The sequence below is a fragment of the Pseudoalteromonas sp. Scap06 genome (genome assembly GCF_013394165.1).
Classification (GTDB): Bacteria; Pseudomonadota; Gammaproteobacteria; order Enterobacterales; family Alteromonadaceae; genus Pseudoalteromonas.
This window is the reverse complement of sequence record NZ_CP041330.1, coordinates 1-25,774: the sequence shown is the minus strand read 5'-3', so window position 1 is coordinate 25,774 and position 25,774 is coordinate 1. Positions and strand designations below refer to the sequence as shown.

The 25,774-nt window shown below is 41.2% G+C and carries 22 protein-coding genes; 6 read left to right on the top strand and 16 right to left on the bottom strand.

Annotated features, from left to right (window positions below; all coding sequences use genetic code 11):
* Positions 1-15 precede the first annotated feature (15 nt).
* The 3 genes from fmt (at position 16) to trkA (ending at position 3,717) form a co-directional block, all read left to right on the top strand.
* On the top strand, positions 16-969 hold the full coding sequence (gene fmt, locus FLM47_RS00110; protein WP_178954457.1) for a methionyl-tRNA formyltransferase: 954 nt from the start codon (positions 16-18) through the stop codon (positions 967-969).
* A complete protein-coding gene (gene rsmB / locus FLM47_RS00105) occupies positions 962-2,257 on the top strand; it encodes a 16S rRNA (cytosine(967)-C(5))-methyltransferase RsmB (protein ID WP_075169469.1) in 1,296 nt (431 codons plus the stop codon). Before fmt ends, rsmB begins: the two co-directional genes overlap by 8 nt.
* Before the next feature lie 83 nt (positions 2,258-2,340).
* Positions 2,341-3,717: a Trk system potassium transporter TrkA gene (trkA, locus tag FLM47_RS00100; RefSeq protein WP_054202928.1), complete on the top strand. Its 1,377-nt coding sequence runs from the start codon at positions 2,341-2,343 to the stop codon at positions 3,715-3,717.
* Positions 3,718-3,802: 85 nt separating this feature from the next.
* Here trkA and FLM47_RS00095 read toward each other — a convergent pair whose 3' ends face one another.
* The 9 genes from FLM47_RS00095 to FLM47_RS00055 all read right to left on the bottom strand — a co-directional run bounded on the left by FLM47_RS00095 (position 3,803) and on the right by FLM47_RS00055 (position 11,678).
* On the bottom strand, positions 3,803-4,015 hold the full coding sequence (locus tag FLM47_RS00095; protein ID WP_178954455.1) for an EF-hand domain-containing protein: 213 nt from the start codon (positions 4,013-4,015) through the stop codon (positions 3,803-3,805).
* Between the two features lie 64 nt (positions 4,016-4,079).
* Positions 4,080-4,292, bottom strand: a complete 213-nt coding sequence (locus FLM47_RS00090; protein WP_178954453.1) for an EF-hand domain-containing protein — start codon at positions 4,290-4,292, stop codon at positions 4,080-4,082.
* 134 nt (positions 4,293-4,426) lie between these two features.
* Entirely contained in the window at positions 4,427-4,639 is a 213-nt protein-coding gene (locus tag FLM47_RS00085; protein ID WP_008112939.1) for an EF-hand domain-containing protein, read from the bottom strand.
* A gap of 68 nt (positions 4,640-4,707) precedes the next feature.
* Complete coding sequence (locus FLM47_RS00080) at positions 4,708-4,920, bottom strand: calmodulin (RefSeq protein WP_178954451.1); 213 nt, start codon at positions 4,918-4,920, stop codon at positions 4,708-4,710.
* A gap of 503 nt (positions 4,921-5,423) precedes the next feature.
* Positions 5,424-6,086, bottom strand: coding sequence for a flagellar brake protein (locus FLM47_RS00075; RefSeq protein ID WP_178954449.1), 663 nt, complete (start codon positions 6,084-6,086; stop codon positions 5,424-5,426).
* Between the two features lie 24 nt (positions 6,087-6,110).
* Positions 6,111-7,562: a TrkH family potassium uptake protein gene (locus FLM47_RS00070; RefSeq protein ID WP_178954447.1), complete on the bottom strand. Its 1,452-nt coding sequence runs from the start codon at positions 7,560-7,562 to the stop codon at positions 6,111-6,113.
* A gap of 94 nt (positions 7,563-7,656) precedes the next feature.
* A complete protein-coding gene (locus tag FLM47_RS00065) occupies positions 7,657-8,271 on the bottom strand; it encodes a YigZ family protein (protein WP_076920146.1) in 615 nt (204 codons plus the stop codon).
* 80 nt (positions 8,272-8,351) lie between these two features.
* Entirely contained in the window at positions 8,352-9,674 is a 1,323-nt protein-coding gene (gene pepQ, locus FLM47_RS00060; RefSeq protein ID WP_010392729.1) for a Xaa-Pro dipeptidase, read from the bottom strand.
* A gap of 117 nt (positions 9,675-9,791) precedes the next feature.
* The gene (locus FLM47_RS00055; RefSeq protein WP_178954446.1) at positions 9,792-11,678 is read right to left on the bottom strand and encodes a transglycosylase SLT domain-containing protein; all 1,887 of its coding nucleotides are present in this window, start codon (positions 11,676-11,678) and stop codon (positions 9,792-9,794) included.
* A gap of 303 nt (positions 11,679-11,981) precedes the next feature.
* Between FLM47_RS00055 and fadB the strand changes: the two genes are divergently transcribed.
* The 3 genes from fadB to tusA all read left to right on the top strand — a co-directional run bounded on the left by fadB (position 11,982) and on the right by tusA (position 15,804).
* Positions 11,982-14,141: a fatty acid oxidation complex subunit alpha FadB gene (gene fadB, locus FLM47_RS00050; RefSeq protein ID WP_178954444.1), complete on the top strand. Its 2,160-nt coding sequence runs from the start codon at positions 11,982-11,984 to the stop codon at positions 14,139-14,141.
* Between the two features lie 4 nt (positions 14,142-14,145).
* Positions 14,146-15,315, top strand: a complete 1,170-nt coding sequence (gene fadA / locus FLM47_RS00045; RefSeq protein ID WP_178954442.1) for an acetyl-CoA C-acyltransferase FadA — start codon at positions 14,146-14,148, stop codon at positions 15,313-15,315.
* A gap of 249 nt (positions 15,316-15,564) precedes the next feature.
* On the top strand, positions 15,565-15,804 hold the full coding sequence (gene tusA, locus FLM47_RS00040; protein ID WP_008112953.1) for a sulfurtransferase TusA: 240 nt from the start codon (positions 15,565-15,567) through the stop codon (positions 15,802-15,804).
* Positions 15,805-16,038: 234 nt separating this feature from the next.
* Here tusA and FLM47_RS00035 read toward each other — a convergent pair whose 3' ends face one another.
* From FLM47_RS00035 to dnaA, 7 genes are all read right to left on the bottom strand, one after another.
* The gene (locus tag FLM47_RS00035) at positions 16,039-16,488 is read right to left on the bottom strand and encodes a hypothetical protein (protein ID WP_138571045.1); all 450 of its coding nucleotides are present in this window, start codon (positions 16,486-16,488) and stop codon (positions 16,039-16,041) included.
* A gap of 73 nt (positions 16,489-16,561) precedes the next feature.
* Positions 16,562-18,631, bottom strand: a complete 2,070-nt coding sequence (gene glyS, locus FLM47_RS00030) for a glycine--tRNA ligase subunit beta (RefSeq protein WP_178954440.1) — start codon at positions 18,629-18,631, stop codon at positions 16,562-16,564.
* 2 nt (positions 18,632-18,633) lie between these two features.
* Complete coding sequence (gene glyQ / locus FLM47_RS00025; protein ID WP_010392717.1) at positions 18,634-19,536, bottom strand: glycine--tRNA ligase subunit alpha; 903 nt, start codon at positions 19,534-19,536, stop codon at positions 18,634-18,636.
* Positions 19,537-19,677: 141 nt separating this feature from the next.
* Positions 19,678-22,104: a DNA topoisomerase (ATP-hydrolyzing) subunit B gene (gene gyrB / locus FLM47_RS00020; protein ID WP_178954438.1), complete on the bottom strand. Its 2,427-nt coding sequence runs from the start codon at positions 22,102-22,104 to the stop codon at positions 19,678-19,680.
* 12 nt (positions 22,105-22,116) lie between these two features.
* Positions 22,117-23,211, bottom strand: a complete 1,095-nt coding sequence (recF, locus tag FLM47_RS00015) for a DNA replication/repair protein RecF (RefSeq protein ID WP_055013149.1) — start codon at positions 23,209-23,211, stop codon at positions 22,117-22,119.
* A 15-nt stretch (positions 23,212-23,226) separates the two neighbouring features.
* On the bottom strand, positions 23,227-24,330 hold the full coding sequence (gene dnaN, locus FLM47_RS00010) for a DNA polymerase III subunit beta (protein WP_008112965.1): 1,104 nt from the start codon (positions 24,328-24,330) through the stop codon (positions 23,227-23,229).
* 13 nt (positions 24,331-24,343) lie between these two features.
* Entirely contained in the window at positions 24,344-25,732 is a 1,389-nt protein-coding gene (dnaA, locus tag FLM47_RS00005) for a chromosomal replication initiator protein DnaA (protein ID WP_024601489.1), read from the bottom strand.
* Positions 25,733-25,774: the final 42 nt, after the last annotated feature.

Below are 25,774 nucleotides of genomic sequence, written 5' to 3'. Positions count from 1 at the left end.
TAATTAGGAAACTCAGTGACACAACCATTACGCATTATATTTGCCGGTACGCCGGACTTTGCTGCACGCCACCTGCAAGCACTCATCAATAGTGAACACCAAATTGTGGGCGTTTACAGTCAACCAGATCGTCCAGCGGGTCGCGGAAAAAAACTAAAAGCCAGTGAAGTAAAAGCGCTTGCACTAGAACATGAGCTACCTGTTTTTCAGCCGCAATCTCTCAAAACAGATGAGGCACTTGAAGAATTAAACAGCCTCAATGCCGATATCATGATTGTGGTTGCCTACGGTTTAATTTTACCTAAAGCCATTTTAGATGCCCCGCGTTTAGGGTGTTTAAATGTGCATGGCTCTATTTTACCGCGCTGGCGTGGTGCCGCGCCTATTCAACGTGCTATTTGGGCAGGCGATCAGCAAACCGGTGTAACGATAATGCAAATGGATGAAGGGCTAGATACCGGCGATATGCTGCATATTAGCCGCTGCCCTATTGATAATACTGAAACCAGTGCCAGCTTATACACTAAGCTTGCTGAACTCGGGCCTGATGCATTAATCGATACCATAAATCGTTTAGCCAACGGGGAAATAACGCCTGAACCACAAAACGATACCGATGCCAATTACGCTAAAAAACTCTCAAAAGACGAAGCCAACATTGATTGGTCTATGGATGCCGAGCAAATCGAGCGCAACATTCGTGCCTTTAACCCATGGCCAGTATGCTTTACCCAAATGAGTGGTAATACGGTAAAAATATACCAAGCAAATGTGGTTGAACAATCAGGCGCATCTGGCACTGTCTTAGCAAGTGATAAAAACGGTATCGTTGTGGCTTGTGGTAAACACGCTTTATCTATTGGCGAATTACAACCACAAGGCAAAAAGCCAATGGCAATTAATGATTTTTTAAACGGTCGTAGCGATTGGGTCACACCCGGCACCGTATTAGGCGAAAATAATGAGTAATGTAAGCAATGTCAGAGCGCTAGCCGCTGAAACTTTATATAACGTGGTTGATAAAGGCGCATCGCTTAATCAAGAACTCCCTTTCGCTAGCCAAGGCTTATCACCTAAAGATAAAGCCTTACTGCAGCAAATTTGCTATGGAGTATTACGTTACTTACCTAGCCTAGAAAATTATTGCCAGCATCTAGTCGAGCAACCGCTTAAAGGCAAACGTCGTATTTTCCAGTTTTTATTGTATGTAGGCATTTACCAACTACAACACATGCGTGTACCGCCGCATGCAGCAATTAGCGAAACGGTTAATGCGTTACAACAATTGCGCGCTCTTGGCTTAAAAGGGCTTATTAACGCCATTTTACGAAGCTTTCAACGTCAGCAAGTTGAGCTTGAAGAAAAAGCCAAACAAATTCCGGTATGTTTATACAACCACCCAAATTGGTTTATAAAGCAAGTAAAAGAAGCCTATCCAGATCACTGGGAAGACATTCTAGAAGCAAACCAACAGCAAGCGCCAATGTGGCTGCGAGTGAATCAATCGCAGTTTAGCACCCAAGAATATAGCGAAATGCTAACCGCTAACGATATTGAACACACTCTAAACCCTGATTTTATTGATGGCATTAAACTAAGCAAACCACGCGATGTGTTTTCACTTCCTGAGTTTGATACCGGTGCTTGTTCAGTACAAGATGCGGCAGCGCAGCTTGCAGCTCGCTACCTAGACCCACAAAATGGTGATGCAATACTTGATGCCTGTGCAGCGCCTGGTGGTAAAACCTGCCATATTTTAGAGCTTGCCGATGCAGATGTGCTCGCGCTTGATAGCGATGCCACACGATTAGAACGTGTTAAACAAAACTTAGAACGAATTGGTTTGGGCGCCGACTTACAATGTGGTGATGCATCGCAACCTCACACTTGGTGGGATGAAGATCAGTTTGATCGTATTTTGTTAGATGTACCCTGCTCTGCAACGGGCGTAATTCGTCGTCATCCAGATATAAAATGGCTACGTCGCGCATCCGACATTAACGACTTATCGACCCTACAAGGCGATATACTCGATAGCATTTGGCCATTGTTAAAACCAGGCGGCACATTAGTGTATGCAACTTGCTCGGTACTTCCTCAAGAAAACCAACAACAAGTTGCTAAGTTTTTAGCTAATAACGACGATGTGGAGCATATTCCTCTGCACAGCGAAGACACAAAAACCACACCAGGCTTACAGCTGTTACCAGGTGAAAGTGACGGTTTTTACTACGCTAAATTAGTTAAAAAAGCCTAGTATTGCAACGCAACACATTTAACTACCTCGCTTTGAGGTAGTTATTATTTTGATGTAATTAGTATTAATAATACGGGTACATAATGAAAATAATCATACTCGGTGCTGGACAAGTTGGCGGCACACTCGCAGAAAACTTAGTGGGTGAACAAAACGAAATAACCGTAGTTGATATCGACGGTAACCGCTTGCGTGAACTGCAAGATAAATACGATTTACAAGGTGTTGCAGGCCACGGCGCCCACCCTGACGTGTTGAGTCGCGCAGGAGCTGAAGATGCCGATATGATTATCGCCGTAACCAGCTCAGATGAAGTAAACATGGTGGCATGCCAAGTTGCTTACAGTATTTTTAATACGCCAACCAAAATTGCCCGCATTCGCTCTGAGCAATATTTAAAATACCGCGAAAAACTCTTTCATAATGATGATTTACCTGTCGATCATTACATAGCCCCAGAAGCACTCGTAACTAAATATATTCGCCGTTTGATAGATTACCCTGGTGCATTGCAGGTATTACAATTTGCCGACGGCATGCTCTCTTTAGTAGCTGTAAAAGCCTACTATGGCGGTTTATTGGTAGGCTATGCCCTATCTACACTTAAGCAACATATTCCTAATGTAGAAACCCGGGTAGCCGCTATTTACCGTCAAGGCAAGGCAATAAAACCGCAGGGTACTACTGTAATAGAAGCCGACGATGAAGTATTTTTTATTGCCGCCACCAAACATATTCGTGCGGTAATGAACGAGCTACAAAAACTGGAACGCTCGTACAAAAAAATTATGATAGCCGGTGGCGGTAACATTGGTGCTGGCCTTGCACGCTCACTAGAAAGAAACCACAGCGTTAAATTATTAGAACGCAGTAAAGAGCGCGCAGAGCAACTCTCTGAAATGCTCGACAACACCGTGGTATTTTGTGGTGATGCGTCCGATCAAGAGTTGCTCTCTGAAGAACACATTGAACAAGTTGATGTATTTATTGCCGTTACTAACGATGATGAAGTGAATATTATGTCGGCCATGCTCGCAAAACGCATGGGGGCACAAAAAACCATGGTGCTTATTCAACGAGGTGCTTACGTTGATTTAGTACAGGGCGGTGAAATTGATATTGCCATTTCACCACAACAAGCGACTATTTCTGCGTTACTTACGCACGTGCGCCGAGGCGACATTGTAAATGTGTATTCACTGCGTAAAGGGGCTGCAGAAGCCATAGAGGCAGTTGCCCATGGTGATGAAAACACATCTAAAGTAGTGGGTCGCGCGATTGCAGATATTAAATTGCCAGCAGGTACCACAATAGGTGCAATTGTACGTAATGACGATGTACTAATTGCCCACGACGACACGATAATTCTATCAGGCGATCATGTAATTATGTTCTTAATTGATAAGAAACACATTAACGTGGTTGAAAAGTTATTCCAAGTTAGCGCTATTTTTCTATAATTAAACTGCTTGAGTTAAGTAATCAACAAACACAAAAAAGCCGCTGACTATTAAGCGGCTTTAGTGGAGTATGATGGGGTAATACTTATTGTACTCTTGCAAACTCTTCTTTAGAAAGTTCACCATTTCCGTCAGTATCTAAGTCATCAAAAATGTTCATGAGTTGTTTATTAGCAGCCGCTTCCTGCTGACTAATTACACCGTCGCCATTGCTATCAAAAGAGGCAAAGTCTACTGCTGCGTATGCCGCTGATGATGATAATACTAAAATCGCAAGTGTTGTATTTAATGCTTTCATAATAAGTCTCCTTAAAGAGGGAAATCCTTTTCTGAGATCCCTGTGCAATGAAAAAAGTTAAAAATTAAAAGTTTGCAAACTCAGCTTTAGAAAGCTCACCATTACCGTCAGTATCAAGCTCAGTAAATGCGGCCGTTAAATCAGCATTTACAGCAGCTTCGCTTTGACTAATAACCCCATTACCGTCGACATCAATTGTGTCAAAGTCGCTAGCGGCAAAGGCCGCTGATGAAGAAGCTAGCGCGATCAGTGCGAATGTTTTGTGTAATGTTTTCATAATTTAATCCTTCAAAATGTAATGCTTTGTGCTATTGGAAATGTCAGGCTATAACCGTCCTTGCCATTCTTTTTCATAGGCTCCCTTGCCTACTTAGGTTGTCTTTGGCAACTCAGAATATACCCAGCTTTAGCTTATGCTTTAGAAAATTCTGCTTTTGATAGCTCACCGTTTTGGTCTGTATCAAGCTCTGAGAACATACTCATTAGCTTTGCATCAACTGATGCTTCACTTTGGCTAATAGCACCGTTACCGTCAGTATCAAGTGTATCAAAATCGCTGGCAGCAAAAGCTGCTGATGAAGAAGCAAGTGCGATAAGTGCGAATGTTTTGTGTAATGTTTTCATAATGAGTATTCCTTAAAATCGTTTAAATAATGTGGGAGATTTAGCTCCCAAAGTTTAATAACTTAGGGTTATGCTTTAGAGAACTCTTCTTTTGATAGCTCATCGTTTTGGTCAGTATCAAGCTCTGAAAATAGGCTCATTAGTTTTGCATCAACTGATGCTTCGCTTTGACTGATCGCGCCGTTGCCGTCAACGTCTAGCGTATCAAAATCGCTTGCTGCAAAAGCAGCTGATGAAGAAGCCAATGCGATAAGTGCTAAAGTTTTATTAATGCTTTTCATAATCAATCTTCCTTCAAAGTTTATGTTTTATGCGATTAAGTGTTTTACTTCAAATCACGTTTCGTTCAATACAACCTGACTATTACAACTTCGATGCCAACAATGAAAAGTATTTTATTTTCAATGGGTTAACCTTAAAATAGCTTTAAGTAGCATTATTTCACTCGTTATTTTGTTGCTCTTTAGCAACAGTGAATAAAGCGATAAAATTAAAGTCTTAAAAAACAATGGGTTGGTTTTTATAAAAACACCACACGATCAGTGAAAAACCACTAACAAAGCGAGTTAATTAAACAAAAAGGAAGGTTAGTTGAGATTTATTTTGTTATAAATAAAAAACTATAATTAAAAAATAGATTTAAGTTACTGTTTTTAAATAGTTTAAAAATAAATTTAAGATGACGTTGAAAATTTACAGCCGCACAAGGCTATTTGTTGCAAAATGACGAAATCACGTGAGTATGCTGAGCTTATAATAGAAGCTTGTTCAACTTGATATGCCCCTAAACTATTTCAACTTCAAGCGCACTAGGGTCAATAAAGTGATCTCCCATTAACGCTTTCATTTGCTCTTCACTGGCAAATAATCGAATCCCACAACAGATACCGCTAGCATGTTTTTTTACACTGCATATTTGCCCCTCATGCTTAGTATCGCCATCAAATACAACCGTACAGCGCATGTCTTTTAACTCATCGAGTTCTTGGGTGGTTTTAATATCGAACATAACACCGGTGAGCGAAATGTCTTTTATAACCCCTTCAAAGGGAGGCTGCTCATCGGTTAATGTTAACTTAGCAGGAAACAACGTGGGTATGCGTGCTTGTGAGCGAAGCGCAAACAACTGTACTTGTGAAGGGTATTGAATAAACAACAATTTAGCAGGGTGAGAGGCAACAGACATAAGTTGCTGACGAAAAGCAATAATGTGCCCACCACTGCCCTCTATAAGCGCCCTTACCACCACCATAACACCATCACGCAGGAAATCACTTGCCATGGGGAGTCGCTTAGCGCTGGGATAGTTTAAAATAATAAATTTGTTTTCTAATAAACCAATAAACTCCGTTTTTACACGTCGGCTACTGGTTGGTGTCAGTATTTCTACATCGACTATGCCACCTGTGACGATTTGGTTTAACTTTTCCAAATTGGTTTTTTGCATAGTTCCTTCCTAATATTTAAAACCTTATCCGCGCCAAAATGTTGGGGTGAATAGCACTAACAGTGTAAATATCTCTAATCGGCCGAATACCATAGCGACTGTTAGTATCCATTTAGCGGCATCACTAATCGCACCATAATGAGAGGCTACGTCACCCAAACCTGGGCCCAAGTTATTAAGGCATGCTGCCGTCGCAGAGAATGCGGTAATGTTGTCTAACCCTGTGCCCATTAACGCTAACATTATAATAATAAAGACTAGTGCATAAGCTGAGAAAAAGCCCCATACCGCTTCAACTACTTTGTCGGGTAAGGCTTTACGCCCGAGTTTTATTGAATATATTGCTCGAGGATGTACTAAGCGGTTAAGCTCGCGCACCCCTTGCAAGTACAACAAAAACACACGAACAACTTTCATACCACCACCGGTAGAACCAGCACAGCCGCCAATAAAGCTAGAAAAAATAAGTAAAATAGGTAAAAACAACGGCCAAGCTGAAAAATTATCTGTGGCAAACCCTGCAGTACTACTAATAGACACCGCTTGAAACAACGCCTGATCGAGGGTTTCATCACCATTTGCATAAATATCATGAGACGAAAGCACAGTAAAGCAAATTACCACCAGCGCTAACTGAATACACAAGAATACTTTAAACTCAGGGTCGCGAATGTACACACTAATATTACGGCTTGCTACAGCGGCATAATGTAGTGAAAAGTTAATAGCGGCTATAATTAAAAAGAACACACAAATAAAGTTAATTACAGGGCTATCAAAGTGCCCCATTGACGCGTCATAAGTAGAAAAACCACCAATAGCAACTGTAGAAAAAGCATGGCATATAGCGTCAAACCAGTTCATCCCTGCGCTCCAATACGCCAAAGTACACGCAAGAGTAATAGATACGTAAATATACCAAAGGTGCTTAGCTGTATCGGCAATACGCGGGGTCATTTTGGAGTCTTTTACTGGGCCAGGAATTTCAGCTCGGTACAACTGCATGCCACCGACGCCAAGCATTGGCAGTATGGCTACTGCTAATACAATGATCCCCATCCCACCAAACCACTGTAATTGCTGGCGATAAAATAATACCGATTTAGGCAAGTATTCTATGCCAGTTAATACGGTCGCCCCTGTGGTAGTTAAGCCTGAGAAAGCTTCAAACACTGCATCGGCCAAAGAGAGGTTGGGTTCTTGTAAAAATATCAGCGGCAATGACGCAAACGCCCCTAGTACCAACCAAAACAAAACCACAATTAAGAAGCCTTCGCGTGCTTTTAAATCACCATGCTCATGCCTATTTGGATAGTAAGCCATTAAGCCAATAATAACGCTAAATATAAAGGCTAAAACAAACGGTACCCCTCCGCCATCTTTATAAATTAAAGACACGAGTGCTGGTGGCACCATTGTAATACTAAATAGCGCGACCAGTTGGCCAAGAATTTTTATGATGGTACGAAATTGCATTGAGCGTATCGCTTTTTTATTAGTAAATTAAAATAACTACTGTATGACTCGAAAATTTAATCTGTAGTGATTAAATAGGATGGATGTAAGACTATTACTCTTTGATTGTTAACTCAACTGCGCCGTGACTTAAATCAAAAATATCTTTGCATGCTTGCTGTGCTTGGCGGCTATCAATAGTAATACTCCACTCAATATTTGCCGTAAACTGCTTTTCAATATTAAGTACCTGAAAGTTGGTTTTTAAGTGCTGTTCTATTGCGCCTTGCATACTGTATTCACTAAAGCCAACCAGCTCAATGCTGGGTACTTTTACCACTGTTTGTAATTTTGCTAAGGCATTATTAAGTGAGCCACCATAAGCACGAACTAATCCACCGGTACCAAGCTTTATACCACCAAAATATCGTGTTACCACAGCAGTTACTTCACCTAGACCAGAGCCCACCAGCACGTTGAGCATAGGTTTACCGGCGGTGCCATTTGGCTCTCCATCGTCAGAAAAACCATAAACATGGCTTCCACCAGGATTACCCGCAACATGCGCCCAACAATTATGGCGTGCATCACTGTATTTTTCTTCAATGTTTTTAATAAAGGCTTTCGCAGAGTTTAAATCAGGCGTGTGGCCTATATGCACAATAAAGGTACTTTTTTTAATTTCTTCTTGATGAAAAACATCGTCGGCTGGGTATTTATATTCTGACATAGCGCTTACTTGGCTGTTAAATTAAAAATGGGGCCAACAGGCCCCTTTCGTGAATAATATAAACTGTTACTAGTTAAATATTAGTCGAGTAATAAATCACGCGTCATATTTTCTAGGCTGTCTTCGTGAACAATAATATTATCTTCAATACGAATGCCGCCAAATGGTTTAAACGCTTCTACTTTTTCCCAGTTAATAAACTGCTTGTTGTCTGTTTGTGCTAAATCACCCAACAAAGAGTCGATAAAGTACAAACCTGGCTCAATAGTAAACACTTGGTTTTTCTCAATTAAGCGAGTGCAGCGTAAAAATGGATGACCCTCTGGTGGTGCCTGATGTGCACCGGTTTCATCACGCATAAAGCCACCTACATCATGTACCTGTGCACCTAAATGATGCCCTAAGCCATGAGGAAAGAAGGTTGAGGTAATTTGACGCTCAACAATTTCAGCTGCAGGTAACTTAACAATATCAAAGTCACTTAGTAACTGTGCAATGCGGTTATGGCAGTCAATATGTAGCTCGCCATACAGTACACCTGGTTTTAAGCTTTTGCCTAACTCAATCTGATGCGCCGTCATTGCTTTAACTAGATCAGCAAACTCGCCTTGCTTTTTAAAGTCGTAGGTACGGGTAATATCTGCAGCATAACCATTAAAGTTAGCCCCCGCATCAATTAAAAATGAGTTATGTGTTTGCGGTGCTTTTGGCTCAAAATGGGTGTAGTGCAAAATAGCGCAGTTTTCGTTAAGGGCCACAATGTTGCCATATGGCATTTCATTTTCGCTCTGACGCGTTGCCATTAAGTACGCCTGCTGAATATCAAACTCGCTACCACCATTAAAAAACGCATCACGCGCCGCTTTGTGGCCATCTACCGCAATACGGTTCGCATTACGTAAACATTCAAGTTCATATTGCGTTTTATAAGCGCGGTGATAATGAATATAGTTAAGTACTGGCTCAGGATTCATAATGCTAAAACCAAGTGCTTGGGCCACTTCTAGGTATTCGCCAATGTAGGCAAATTTAGCTTTATCGTAAGGAAGTAGCTTTTCAACCTGATCAGGCTTTAGTAGCAATTCAATATCGAAGTACTCTGCCCAAAAATCTCTTGGTTCATCAGGTACCTTGTGCCAAAAGTCAATTGGACGATAAAAAATAAGCTTTGGCTTATCGCTACCATTTACCACAATCCAGCAATGCGGATTATCAATAACCGGTAACCACGCTTTAAAATGGGGGTTAACTTTAAACGGGTAATACATATCATCTAAAAATTGGCGCTTAGCTTGGCCTGAATGAATGACTAATCCTTCTAACCCTTCTTGCTCACAAATAGTACGTGTACGCTGCTGCAATGTTGCAATATGTTCGGCGTATAATACGGCTAATTTTTCCATAATAAACCCATCTGTTAAATTTAACTTGCTCTGAGTCTATCACTTATAAACAAAGCGCTCAAAAAAGAGGGATAGTTACCGTGTAAATATCCCTCTGCTGTTGTAGATTTATTTTTACTACCCGCCCATGGTCATCTCTAATAGTGGCGCGAGTAAATTCCCCTCTCGGCCAAGGCGAGTATGGTAAACCTGCCGATACGCAAATACGTTTTTTACGTAGTCTCGAGTTTCTCTATATGGAATAAGCTCAACCCATAACTCTGCAGGCATCGCTTCTTCTGGTAACCAACGCTTAATTCGATGATACCCGGCGTTATAGGATGCTGTTGCCAATACCTCATTACCGTGATTTTTCATTTTTAAATACTGTAAATAACGGGTGCCAAGTCGAATATTGGTTTTTGGCTGATACAACCGATGGTTAGATACATCGCCTTTGTTAATATATTTTGCGGTGCTTGGTAATAACTGCATTAACCCGCGTGCATTTGCATGAGAACGGGCATCGGGTGCAAATGAGCTTTCTCGACGCGCAATAGCGATACTCCAAGTTAAATCTATTTTGCTACGCTTACTGTAGCGCTCAAACATGTCTTGAAACGCAAATGGAAAACGCAAATCAACATAATCCCATGCTTTTATTTTTGCTAGGGTAAATATTGTACTATCAAACCAATCAAGTTCTGCCGCAAGCACTGACGCTGCTAGCTTTTCATCATCTTCAGAAGTGTTGGTTAAATAATTCCATTCACGTCTGGCCGCTGTAAATCGCTCAAGTTCATATAGTGCCTTAGCACGCTTAAAGCCTGGTGCATTACTGACTTTTGTCACTAAGGCTTGATTTACATTGACTGGTAGCTCATTTAAATCAACCGGTAACCCTAAGCGAGCAGCGGCTAAAAAACCGTAATAATCACGGTTAGCGGCTACCTTGCTCCAAATTGCCTTAGCTTTTTCATGCTCTGCGCGTTTGTCATAACTATAAGCAAGCCAATACTGTTGCCCTAAACTAAGATTTTCTTTACCGGTAAAAAATGCAGCAATGCCTTCCCAATCTTGAGTTTTAAGCATATTGGCTAGTTGCCATTGCATTAATTTACGATCTTGACGCGCTTTAGGGACTTTATTTAAATAAAAGCTCGCCTGGCTATGGCCGCTCGACGCCAACGACAGCGCAAAGGTATAATATACATCCGCCTTTTCATCATCAGCAAAATCAAACATGCCTTCAATTTTTTGCCACGCCTTTAATGCCAGCTCTTTATCACGCCAAATTAAACGCTTAATACCATAAAGCGCTATTTCCCCTTCTTTGGCTGTTTTACGTTTATAGCGGTAAAGGCCTGCAGCAGCACTAGGATCGCGCCTTACCTTGGAATATAAATCAGCTAAATAACGCTCCTTGGCTGGCAATAAGGTTTTTAAATAAGGCAATAAACGATAAGAGCCCCCTTGTGCCGCTAAAGTAACACGCTGCCACACAACATCAGGGGTTAAATAACCATTTTGTCGCCAACGCTTAAAAAGCCCGTCACATTCACTGGGCTGTGACTCGCCAACCGTCCAAATATCGGTTACCTGCGAGAGTATTGCTTTTTTAGGCGCACCAAGATCAAGCTGATAACTAAGGTGGGTACAACTAAGCTCAGTGTCAGAGGTTTCACGGTAGTTTTTAATAAATGCTGCTTTTTTATTTCTGCGCTTTAAATAATTTAACCATGCTTTGCGCACTGGCCACTCTAATGGAGTGTGTTCATAAATAGTGAGGAAGTTTTCTATTTCTGTTTGGTGTTTTAAACTGGGGTAGCGCTGCCAATAGGCTTTTTCTACATAGGGCTTAAGTGGGTAAGACAATGAGTCTACCGCTTCTTTAAAGCTATTGTAATCGCCATAGCGGGCTTGTTTTTCTGCATCTAAAAATGCATCAAGTTCGGTATTTGCGTTGGCAGAGGGGAAAGAGAAAAATAGAGTCGCTGCCGCTACGCTTAATAAGTATTTTTTCATAATGTCCTTTAGGGCATAGTAACCTTCAAGGCTGACGAAGTGTGGCGAAGAGTAAGTAAACAACAGCACATACACAGCTGTACTATTTATTCTAATAAAACCCAAGCTATGAACACTAAGACAGCGCAATAAAATGAATAAAGAAAACTTTCAAACCCACCTTAGCACCAAACCAGCTATATTTTAACCAGACGTTTGTAACCAAGATAAATTTTTCGTTGCATTTTTAATTTAAAGCAAGCACACTGGTCTGAATATGAACTCATCGTACCAGTCTTAGTTCATCAACTAGGGAGAATAATAATGTTATATAAAAGCGATTCCTTTGAAGTTAGCTTCGTGAAGGAAAACATCGCCGAGTTTAAGTTTTGTGCTACAGGTTCTGTAAACACATTATCTCAACAAACTCTTTCAGATTGCGCGGCAGCATTAAAAGAATTAGCCGCTAACACTGATATTAAAGGCATGATTTTTACCAGTGATAAAGACCACTTTATTATTGGTGCCGATATCTTCGAATTTTTACCTACTTTTACTAAGCCTGAAGCAGAATTAGTAACGTGGATCAAAGATGCAACTGACGTTTTTGATGCAATTGAAGACTTACCATTCCCAACACTCAGTGTTGTAAACGGCTTGGCGCTTGGCGGCGGCTGTGAGTGGGCACTTGCTACCGATTATCGTGTTGCAAGTGACTCAGCAAAAATGGGCTTACCAGAAGTTAAATTAGGCATAATGCCTGGTTTTGGCGGTACAGTGCGCCTTCCGCGCATTATTGGTGCCGATAACGCGATGATGTGGATCACCACAGGTAACGAAAATCGCGCTGCTGACGCCCTTAAAGTAGGTGCATTTGACGCGGTAGTTAGTGCCAACAAACTACAAGAGTCAAGTTTAGCAACACTAGAATTAGCGATTGCTGGCAAGCTAGATTGGCAAGCAAAACGCGCTGTAAAATTACAACCGCTTAAATTAAACCGTGTTGAGCAAGGCATGAGCTTTGCAATGGCAGAAGGTATGGTAATGGGTAAAACCAAAGGCCACTATCCTGCTCCAGTTATGGCAGTTCGCACTATTAAAGCAGCAGCAAACAGCTCACGCGCCGAAGCAATGGCGATTGAAAATGCCAACTTTGCAAAACTAGCACGTACTAGTGAAGCTGCTGCTCAAACGGGTATCTTTTTAGCAGACCAATACATTAAAGGTAAAGCACGTAAGTTTGCTAAACACAGCGATGTAGAAATTAAACAAGCGGCAGTATTAGGCGCAGGTATTATGGGTGGCGGTATTGCATACCAGTCTGCTTATAAAGGCACACCAATCATAATGAAAGACATCCAACAGGATGCGCTAGATTTAGGTATGGGTGAAGCATCTAAACTATTAGGTGCAAAAGTGAAGCGCGGCCACATGCCGATGGAAAAAATGCTAGCAACGCTTAGCAAAATCAAGCCAACGCTTAACGATGCAGACCTACAAAACGCCAACATTATTGTTGAAGCCGTAGTAGAAAACCCTAAAGTGAAGCAAGCCGTACTTGCTGATCTTGAAAAGAATATGCCAGAAGGCACGGTACTTACGTCAAATACATCGACTATTTGTATCGACCTACTTGCAGAAGCGCTTGATAAGCCAGAAAACTTCTGTGGTATGCACTTTTTCAACCCAGTACCAAAAATGCCATTAGTAGAAATTATCCGTGGTGCAAAAACCTCAGATAAAACGATTAATGCCGTGGTTGATTATGCCCTCAAACTAGGTAAATCACCGATTGTTGTTAACGATTGCCCAGGCTTTTTTGTAAACCGTGTTTTATTCCCTTACTTTGCTGGCTTTAGCAAACTAGTGGTTGAAGGCGCTAACTTTGCAAAAGTAGATAAAGTAATGGAAAACGTGTTTGGCTGGCCAATGGGCCCGGCTTACCTACTTGATGTTGTAGGTATTGATACGGCTTATCATTGTACTGGCGTAATGGCAGACGGTTTCCCTGAGCGTATGGCACGTGCAGATAAAGACCCAGTGACTGTTTTTGCTAACGAAAAACGTTTTGGTCAAAAGAACAAAGCAGGTTTCTATAAGTACGAAACAGATCGTCGCGGTCGTCTTAAAAAGTCACATGACCAAACAGCGATTGAACTACTTGCACCAATTACAGACGCACCAAAAGAATTTGATAAACAAGAAATCATTGACCGTTGTATGATCCCAATGATCAACGAAGTGCTACTTTGTTTACAAGAAGGCATTGTTGCTTCTCCTCAAGAAGCTGATATGGCACTTGTATACGGTGTTGGTTTCCCTCCATTTAGAGGCGGCGCGTTCCGTTACTTAGATCAAACAGGTTTAGCTAACTTTGTAGCAACTGCTGACAAATACGCTCACCTAGGTGCGATTTACCAAGTATCAGAGCAAACTCGCAAGTGGGCTGAAGAAGGCCGTGTTTTCTATAAGGTGGAAGGTTAATATCATGAATAATCCAGTAATTGTAGATTGTATCCGCACACCAATGGGTCGCTCAAAAGGCGGCGTATTTAAAAACAAACGTGCGGAAGACTTAAGCGCTCATTTAATGAAAGGCTTATTAGAACGTAATCCGGCAGTTGACCCTGCGTCAATTGACGATATTTATTGGGGCTGTGTACAGCAAACATTAGAGCAAGGCTTTAACGTTGCACGTAACGCATCTCTACTTGCAGGCATTCCACATTCAGTGCCAGCAACCACAGTTAACCGTTTATGTGGCTCATCAATGCAAGCATTGCATGACGCTGTTCGCGCAATTATGACTGGCGCTGGCGACACATACCTAATTGGTGGTGTTGAGCACATGGGTCACGTACCTATGACTCACGGTAACGACTTTCACCCTGGCCTAGCTACATCAATTGCACAAGCATCTGGCTCTATGGGTTTAACCGCTGAGTACCTTGCAACGCTTCACGGTATTAGCCGTGAGCAACAAGATGAGTTTGCTTACCGCTCGCATCAACGTGCACATGCTGCAACAGTTGAAGGCCGTTTCCGCCGCGAAATTTTAGCAATGGAAGGTCACGATGCTGACGGTTCACTTATTCTTGTTGAAGATGATGAAGTAATTCGTCCAGAGACAACAGTTGAAGGTTTATCGCAGCTGCGTCCAGTATTTAACCCTGCTACGGGCTCTGTTACTGCGGGCACATCTTCTGCACTTTCTGACGGCGCATCAGCCATGTTAGTAATGAGCGAAGAAAAAGCAAAAGAATTGGGCTTACCAATTCGTGCACGTATTCGTGCTATGGCTGTTGCCGGTTGCGATCCATCAATCATGGGTTACGGTCCAGTACCTGCAAGTAAAAAAGCATTAGCACAAGCCGGTATTACCATTGATGACATTGACGTAGCTGAGCTTAACGAAGCATTCGCAGCACAATCACTGCCTGTACTTAAAGATCTAGGTTTAGCAGACGTGGTTGACGAAAAAGTGAATTTAAACGGCGGCGCTATCGCACTTGGTCACCCTCTGGGTTGTTCGGGTTCACGTATTAGCACCTCGCTTATTCACTTAATGGAAGACAAAAACGCAAAATACGGTTTGGCAACTATGTGTATTGGTTTAGGCCAAGGCATTGCCACTGTATTTGAACGTGTTCAAGACTAATTAGTTTTTAACATGTAAAACCATCTTGGTGATTAAAAGGCGAACTAGCGCAAGTTAGTTCGCCTTTTTTATGCCACCAGCTTTTGCAGGTTTAAAATGAATAATATGATCGGGTGCATTAAACTTATTTCAGATTATCTATTAATAAGTTGAGCTGTTTTGTTATACGTAAAATAGTTAACCAACAGCTTTATTTACGCTAAACTACCCGACCTAACCAAGCCGCGACTATTTTTACAGGTAATTTTTATGAGCTTTGATAACCCCGATCACCAATTAGATGCCATCGGCCTTCGTTGCCCAGAGCCGGTGATGATGGTACGCGCTGCGATTCGTAAAATGAGCGATGGTGAAACACTGCTTATTATTGCCGACGACCCTTCAACCACCCGCGACATCCCCAGCTTTTGTACCTTTATGGATCACACGCTAGTGGCTAAAGAAGTTGAAGAATCACCGTATAGATATGTGGTGAAGAAAGGGTTGTAATCAGCTATCAGCTATCAGCTATCAGCTATCAGCTATCAGCTATCAGCTATCAGCTATCAGCTATCAGCTATCAGCTATCAGCTATCAGCTATCAGCTATCAGCTATCAGCTATCAGCTATCAGCTATCAGCTATCAGCTATCAGCTAAAAATTAAAAAACCGTGTTTGTTAAATCAAGCACGGTTTTTTATTTTATATTTAAGCTAACGACTGACTGCTTATAGCTTACTGCTCTTACTTCTTAGTTATCGTTACTTGCGGCTTATCGTAGTCACTAAAATCAATGCTGACTATGTACGACCCTTTGATTGCGGGTGTGTAGCTAAAGTAATTATAAATGGTATTACAATCGGCGCGCGTTGATTGGCCAAGTGTTAGGCTTTGTCCTGATGGCTGTGAATCGCTGTAGCCACAGTTAAAACCTTCACTAAAATCTGCATCGGCTATTTTAAACTCGTACACTTTACCTGGGGTCGAAAATTTAACTTGGGCTTGGTAAAGCGAAGGGCCGACTTGTTTAAATTGATATTGAGGTTCTGCATCCCATAATGTGAAATCCCCTCTTAAATAAATACTGCGATCCAATTCTTGCTGCGGCAACACGTCGTTAATCGAAATTTGGCTGGTACAGGCCGTAAGTAAACCAGCCATTGCTAACGTTAAAATTCGTTTTATAGAGATCATCATTTGTATCCTTTGCATACAGTGAATACTAAAAAGCCAGCATAATGCTGGCTTTTTAAATAGCTATAAGCTGTTATTTTTGTAACACAGAAATATCTGCAATTTCTAAAAATAACCCGCTAAGCTGGCTTAAAAGCGCAAGACGGTTTTGCTTAACTGCTTCATCGTCAGCCATTACCATGACATTGTCAAAAAAGTTATCAACACTCTCACGAATGCCTGCTAATTGGCTCAATGCCTCTTGGTAGTTTCCATCGCTGTACAGTGGTGCTAAATCAGTGGCAAATTTTGCAACTTGCGAAGCAAGCACTTTTTCAGCATCATCACTTAATAAGCTCTGATCAACATCACCTTGCGTTGTAATGTTATTTTTAGCCAGAATATTACTTACACGCTTATTAGCCGCTGCAAGCGATTCTGCGGCGTCTAATGTACGGAAATGACTTACGGCTTTAACTCGGCGATCAAAATCAACAGGCTTGGTTGGACGACGCGCCAGTACGGCTTGAATCACATCTACTTCAATACCTTCATCTTGATACCAAGCACGGAAACGCCCTAGCATAAAGTCAAACACATCTGTTGATACATTTAGGTTAGTTAGCTTTTCACCAAACAGAGTTTGTGATTTAGCAACCAGGTCTAAAATATCAAGCGGTAGCTGTTTTTCTACCATGATACGTAATGCACCAATAGCAGCACGACGAAGTGCAAATGGGTCTTTATCACCTTTTGGTGCTTGGCCTATACCAAAAATACCCACCAGCGTATCAAACTTATCGGCAATGGCGACTGCACAGCTGATCAAATTAGTTGGTAAGTTATCACCGGCAAAACGTGGCATGTATTGTTCGTTTTGTGCCACTGCAACTTCTTCTGCTTCACCATCGTGACGCGCGTAATGCATTCCCATTACACCTTGTACGTCGGTAAATTCCATTACCATTTCGGTCATTAAGTCTGTTTTACTTAATAAGCCTGCACGCGCTGCTAGCTCTTTGTCGGCACCAAGTTGCTCGGCAATGTAACCAGCTAGTTCACTAATACGCTGTGACTTGTCTTTAAGCGTACCAAGTTGTTTTTGGAACAATACGCTATCAAGAGACTCTAAACGGCTTTCTAATGTTTTCTTTTTATCTGTTTCAAAGAAGAACTGTGCATCAGCTAAACGCGGGCGCACTACTTTTTCGTTACCAGAAATAACTACACTAGGATCTTTACTTTCGATGTTAGAGACAAACAAAAACTTATTTAAAAGTTTGCCGTCTTGATCTAATAACGGAAAGTATTTCTGATCGTCTTTCATGGTGTAAATAAGCGCTTCAGCAGGTACATCTAAAAATGCTTCTTCAAATGTGGCTGTTAGCGTTACTGGCCATTCTACCAATGAAGTAACTTCTTCAAGTAAGTCTTCATCCATAGCAACAACGGCATTAACTGCTTTGGCTGCATCTTCTATTTGCGCGCGAATCTGTGCTTTACGCTGTTCGTAGTCAGCAACAACGTAAGCTGATTTAAGTACATCAAACACATCATCAGCATGATCAATGCTAATTTTTTCAGGGTGATGAAAACGATGGCCTTGCAATTGATTACTCACTTGCTTACCAAGAATTTCACCCTCAACCAGTTCACTACCGAATAAAATAGTTACCGTATGCACAGGACGAATAAATTGTGTTTTATTCGCACCCCAACGCATTGGTTTAGGGATAGGTAGTTTAGCTAGCGCTTTGCTTATAGCGTCGGTCATTAACGTTTTGGTTTCTTGCCCTGCTACTTTAGCTATGTGCAATAACCATGCGCCCTTATCTGTTTCTAGTGTTTGCGCATCTTTTACTTCAATACCACAACCACGAGCCCAACCCATGGCTGCTTTAGTTGGGTTACCCTCAGCATCAAAAGCGGCTTTAGTTGCAGGGCCACGTTTTTCAACTTCTTTGTCCTGTTGTTTAGCTTCAAGTGCTTTTACTTGTAAACCTAAACGACGTGGCGATGCATACCAGTTCACACCTTGGTGACCTAGTTCTAGACTTTCTAATTCTGCTGTTAAGTTTGCAGCAAAGGCTTCGGCTAATTTACGAAGTGCTTTTGGTGGCAACTCTTCGGTGCCAATTTCTACTAATAAATTTTCTGCTGACATGCTTACTTATCCTTACACAGCGGGAAACCAAGTGCTTCACGTGCATCGTAATAACTTTGTGCACACGCTTTTGATAACGCACGAACGCGTAAAATATAACGTTGACGCTCAGTTACTGAAATAGCATGACGTGCGTCTAATAAGTTAAATGCGTGCGATGCTTTCATTACTTGCTCGTAGGCTGGTAATGGTAGGCTTGCTTCAATTAGCTTTTGGCTCTCAGCTTCACATTTATCAAACTGTTCAAATAAGTCGGCTACGTTTGCATGTTCAAAGTTATAGGTTGATTGCTCAACTTCATTTTGATGGAACACATCACCGTAAGTTACGCGCCCAAATGGACCGTCTGCCCATACTAGGTCGTAAATGCTATCTACGCCTTGAATGTACATTGCTAAACGCTCTAGGCCGTAAGTAATCTCACCCGTTACCGGTGAGCATTCTAAACCGCCCACCTGCTGGAAGTAAGTAAACTGCGTTACTTCCATACCATTTAACCAAATTTCCCAACCTAGGCCCCACGCACCTAATGTAGGTGATTCCCAGTTATCTTCTACAAAGCGAACTTCGTCAGTTAAGGTATCAATACCTACAGCAGCTAAAGAACCTAAGTAAAGCTCTTGAATATTGTCTGGTGATGGTTTTAACACAACTTGGAATTGGTAGTAATGTTGTAAGCGGTTTGGGTTTTCACCGTAACGACCATCGGTAGGACGACGACACGGTTGAACGTATGCGCTCGACATTGGCTCTGGGCCAATTGATTTTAAAAATGTTTGCGGGTGAAATGTCCCTGCGCCCACTTCCATGTCAAGTGGTTGAATAATGACACAGCCTTGCTGTGCCCAATAATCCTGTAAAGCCAGGATCAAACCTTGAAAGGTTTTAACGTCATATTTTTGCATATTTTGGCTTTTTACTATCTGAGAAGTAGCGTGAAAATTACCCTCAGTATACCTTGTGCACACTCAGGTTTTAAGCAGTTTGTGCGTTTGAAAAAATAAAAAAGGAGCCTAAGGCTCCTTTTTTGTGATTACGATAATGTTTTATACGTCTAAGTTAACCACACGCAGTGCGTTCGTTTCAATAAACTCACGACGCGGCTCAACTTGATCGCCCATTAATGTGGCAAATAATTGATCCGCTGCAACAGCATCTTCAATTGTTACTTGCAACATACGGCGTGCGCTAGGATCCATGGTGGTTTCCCAAAGCTGACTTGGGTTCATTTCACCTAGTCCTTTGTAGCGTTGAATGTAGATCCCACGCTTAGACTCTGCGATCAACCATTCCAATGCATCCACAAAGTTATCAACAGGTTTTGTTTTCTCACCACGTTGGATATATGCACCCTCAGTGATGATATTAGCAATGTTTTTACCAGTTACAGCAATACGTTGGTAGTCTCTTGATGTAATAAAGTCATAATGAAGTACGTGTGCTTTATCCACACCATGCTGACGAATATTCACAACTGGATAATACAAGTTACGCTCTGTATCGTGCTCAGTTCCCGCATGGAAAATAGTTGCATCTTCATCACGTTCAATTAAGTCATCAACCAGCTCTTTAGTCCAAGCAACTACCTTAGCTTCGTCTGAAAGGTGTTCTTTTTTCAGCTCACTTTGGTAAATCAAACGGTTCATAACTGTGTTCGGATACTTACGCTTTAAGCGCTCGATAACTTTAACCGTGTTTTGATAATCGTGAACAATTGACTCTAATGCTTCACCATCAACTGCTTCAGCACTATCACTAGTGTACAGTGCTGCATTGCTTAGCGCTAAAGATGTAAGGTAATCAACTAATGCTGGATCATCTTTAATATAACGCTCTTGCTTACCTTTTTTCACTTTATAAAGTGGAGGCTGAGCAATATAAATGTAACCACGTTCAACAATTTCCGGCATTTGACGGTAGAAAAATGTTAGTAGCAAAGTACGAATGTGAGAACCATCCACGTCGGCATCGGTCATGATAATGATGCGATGATAACGTAATTTTTCAGGGTCATACTCGTCACGGCCAATACCACAACCTAATGCAGTAATTAGCGTTGCCACTTCTTGCGAAGATAACATTTTATCAAAACGTGCTTTTTCTACGTTTAAGATTTTACCTTTAAGCGGAAGAATCGCTTGATTCTTACGGTTACGACCCTGCTTGGCTGAACCGCCAGCTGAGTCACCCTCCACTATGTATAGTTCAGATTGGGCTGGATCTTTTTCTTGGCAATCCGCTAGTTTACCCGGTAAACCAGCTAAATCCATAGCACCTTTACGGCGGGTCATTTCACGTGCTTTACGGGCTGCTTCACGCGCGCGTGCTGCATCAATAATTTTGCCAACAACAATTTTTGCATCCATTGGGTTTTCTAATAAAAACTCAGTGAATTTTTCAGCCATTGCTTGCTCAACCGCAGACTTAACTTCACTAGATACTAGCTTGTCTTTTGTCTGTGATGAGAATTTAGGATCAGGTACTTTAACACTAACAACAGCCGTTAAGCCTTCACGAGCATCATCGCCCGTTGCGTTACTGGTTGTTTTAGCTTTTTTGTTAAAGCCTTCTTTTTCCATGTAGTTATTCAGCGTACGTGTTAGCGCAGATCTAAAACCAGCTAAGTGAGTACCACCATCACGTTGTGGAATGTTATTAGTAAAACAGTAAATGTTTTCTTGGAACGCATCATTCCACTGCATTGATACTTCTACACTAATACCGTCTTCTTCACGTTCGTGAGTAAAGTGGAATACCCCTTTGTGTACAGGCGTTTTATTACGGTTTAAGTATTCAACGAACGCTCTAATACCACCTTCGTATTTAAAATGGTCACTCTTATTTTCTTCGCGCTCATCATTTAAAATGATGCTTACACCTGAGTTCAAAAACGATAACTCGCGTAAACGCTTAGCTAAAATATCGTAATGGAAATCTAGGTTAGTAAACGTTTCTGCACTTGGCCAAAAACGTAACTCAGTACCGGTTGTTTCAGAATCACCAATAGCTGCAAGTGGTGCATCTGGAACACCCATAGTGTAAAACTGCTCGTAAAGTTTACCTTCACGACGAATAGTTAGTTTTAACTTTTCTGATAATGCATTTACTACCGATACACCAACACCGTGTAAGCCACCTGATACTTTATAAGAGTTATCATCAAACTTACCACCAGCATGTAATACCGTCATAATAACTTCAGCTGCAGATACACCTTCTTCTTCATGTATAGAAGTAGGAATACCACGGCCGTTATCTCTTACAGATACCGAACCGTCTAAGTGAATTGTGACAAATATATCATCACAGTGACCTGCTAAGGCCTCATCGATAGAGTTATCAACGACCTCAAACACCATGTGGTGTAAGCCCGTACCATCATCGGTGTCCCCTATATACATACCAGGACGCTTTCTTACTGCATCTAATCCTTTAAGTACTTTAATACTCGACGAATCATAATTCTCAGACATGGTTAATCCCACTTATCTTGTTATTAGGTTGCCATGTTTCACGTGGAACATTTTTAGTTCTCGTTTCATGGGTTCCACCACAGCAGAAATACTTTCAGATAAAATTGAAGAAATAAATATTTGAGAACTGCAATGTGTCAATAACTGACCCACTTTCTCTTTTGTATCTTCGCTTAGCTCTGAAGGTAAATCATCTATTAGCAATATAGATTGCTTATCTGTCTCTGACTCAATCAAACTATTTTGCGTTACTTTTAACGCATACAACAATAGCTTTAACTGCCCGCGTGAGAATACATTCTCAACACTGCTGCCAGCGACACTAAAACTAAAATCAGCCTTATGAGGGCCTTTACTAGTAAAGCCTTGGCGAGCATCTCGCTCAAAGCTTTGCTCTAACGCATCAGAAAGAGATTCGGCCTCTTTCCAGCCTGCATTAAAGCTAATTTCTAGATCGCGTATTAGCGTTAATTCTGCACACATTTTATCAAAAAACTGCTGCTTAAACCTAGTTATATACGCGATTCTTAATTTATTTATTTGTTCAGCCAGTCTAACAAATTCTTTATCCCAAAACTTGATTTGGTCAAAATAATTCTTAGGCTTAGATTTCAACAATGCATTGCGCTGTTTTAGCACTTTATTAAACGATTGCCACAAGAAAAAAAACTCATGTTCCACGTGGAACAAACCTAAGTCTAAAAACTTTCTGCGCTCTTTAGGGCCACCAAAAAATAATGAATAGCTTTCTGGTGTGATAACTTGCACAGGCATAAGTTGAGCAAGTTCAGATACTTTTCGACTCGCCTTACCCTGTATTTTTAAATTGGTTTCACCCGTTTGGGTTTTACTTATCCCTATTGGAATAGATAAATCGTGTAACGCTTTTCGGCCATGAATAACAAACTGATCTTGTTGATGAGCGATGATGCTTTTATGTTTAGAGGTTCGGAAAGATTTGCCGTGAGAAAGGTAATAAATAGCCTCTAAAAGGCTGGTTTTTCCGCTGCCGTTTTCACCATAAATTATATTAACGCCATTAACTGGTTCTAGCGTCAGTGCCTCAATATTACGAAAATATTTGAGGCTCAAATGACTTAAGCTCATTATGTATTTATGATCTTATAAACGCATTGGCATAACAACGTACATAGCTTCTTCATCGCCAGCACCTTCTATAAGTGCACTACTGTTTGAATCGGCAAGGGTAAATAATACATCTTCGGTTTTTAATGTATTTAATACATCTAATACATAAGAGACATTAAAGCCTATTTCTAGGTCATCACCCTCGTACATTACTTCAACCACTTCTTCAGCTTGCTCTTGCTCTGGGTTGTTGGCTGTAATTTTTAATAAACCGTTTGATAAATTTAAGCGTACACCACGAAACTTTTCGTTCGATAAAATCGACACACGCTGAAACGCATTACGAAGCCATTCACGATTCGCGGTAATTACCTTATCGCCACCGCGCGGCAAAACACGACGGTAATCAGGGAATCGACCATCAACTAATTTACTCGTAAAGGTAAATTCAATATCAATAATACGAATGTGGTTGGCACCAAACTGAATAGTTACCAGCTCTTGATCAGCAACCATTAGACGCATAATTTCTTGCACGCCTTTGCGCGGTATAATTAATTGGCGCTGTGTATTTAACGACTGACCTAGTTGTTTTTGTGCAATAGCTAAACGGTGCCCATCAGTGGCAACTGTTTTTATATCGCTGTTATCAACTTCAAACGACATGCCGTTTAAGTAATAACGCACATCTTGGTTTGCCATTGAAAAGTGTGTGCTTTCAAGTAATTTACGCAACTCTAAACGCGTTAGTTGAAACTCAACCTCACCATCCCACTGCTCTAAATTAGGAAAATCTTCAGCAGCTAAAGTGGTCAATGAAAAACGACTTTTACCACTGGTTAAAAGTAGCTGATGGTCTTGCAAGCTTAAAGTAAGATCAGAGCCATCCGGTAAACTTTTACAAATATCGAGTAATTTTTTAGCCGGCAATGTAAGTTTAGTATCGGCAACATCGTCACCCACAAATACACTCGCCACTAATTCAATTTCAAGGTCGGTCCCTGTCATTGAAAGCTGGCCATTTTCTACCACGAGCAATACGTTAGATAAAATAGGTAACGTATGCTTACGCTCAATGGCACCCGATACTTGTACCAATGGTTTTAAAAATTGTTCTCTTGATATTGTTATTTGCATAATAAAGTCAGCCCTAAGATGACAATGTTCTTATTAAGTTTTGGTAATCTTCTTTAATCTCGTGGCTTTCGTCACGTAATGATTTAACTTTGCGACACGCGTGCAGTACTGTTGTATGGTCACGCCCACCAAAAGCATCCCCAATCTCAGGTAAACTGTGATTAGTGAGTTCTTTAGATAATGCCATGGCAACTTGGCGAGGCCTTGCTATAGAGCGGCTACGGCGCTTAGACAGTAAATCAGATACACGTATTCTATAGTATTCAGCAACCGTACGTTGAATGTTGTCTATGGTGACTAGTTTGTCTTGCAGCGCTAATAAATCACGCAGTGCTTCTTTTACAAAGTCGATAGAAATTGGGCGACCGGTAAAGTTTGCGTTAGCAATTACACGGTTTAATGCCCCTTCAAGCTCACGTACGTTTGAGCGTAATTTTTTAGCAATAAAAAATGCCACTTCATGCGGTAAGTTAATTTTACTTTGCTGGGCTTTTTTCATCAAAATAGCAACGCGAGTTTCAAGCTCTGGCGGCTCAATCGCGATGGTTAATCCCCAACCAAAACGAGATTTAAGGCGATCTTCAACCCCTTCAATCTCTTTAGGGTAACGGTCAGAGGTTAAAATAATTTGTTGGTTACCTTCTAATAATGCATTAAAGGTATGAAAGAATTCTTCTTGAGAACGTTCTTTATTAGCAAAAAATTGAATGTCATCAATCATTAATGCGTCAACACTACGGTAATAACGCTTAAACTCTTCGATCGCATTATTTTGCAGTGCTTTAACCATGTCTTGAACGAAACGTTCTGAATGCATGTAAACAATTTTAGCATCGGGCTTATTGGCCATAATACCGTTGCCTACCGCATGTAATAAATGCGTCTTACCTAAGCCTGTACCACCGTAAATAAATACAGGGTTAAATGCAGAGCCAGGGTTGTCTGCTACCTGAGTGGCAGCCGCTTTTGCTAATTGGTTAGATTTACCCTCAACAAAGCTATCAAAGGTGTAGTTTTCTTTAATGTTTGATTTATAACCAGATTTAGGAGCTGGTTCTACAACCGGTTTTTGTTCTCGAGGTTGTTGTTTTGCCGTTGATTGCGTGCTTGGCGCTGATTGTGTTTCAACCACCGGTGCAGCTTGTGCATTTAATAGCGGCTTACTACCTACATCAAAACGTAACTCGGGTGCTTCTACACCACAAATTTCTACCAATAATTCATTTATTCTATTTAAGTACTTCTCTCTCACCCAATCAAGTACGAAACGATTAGGCGCATAAATCGTCAAGGTATCTTCGGTACTTTCTGCTTGAAGTGGTCTGACCCACATACTGAATTGCTGCGAAGGCAACTCATCTTGCAATACATATAAACAACTTTGCCAAACCGACAGATACACAGTAAAACTCCCAGAGATATAATTTTTATTCCCGCACATCAA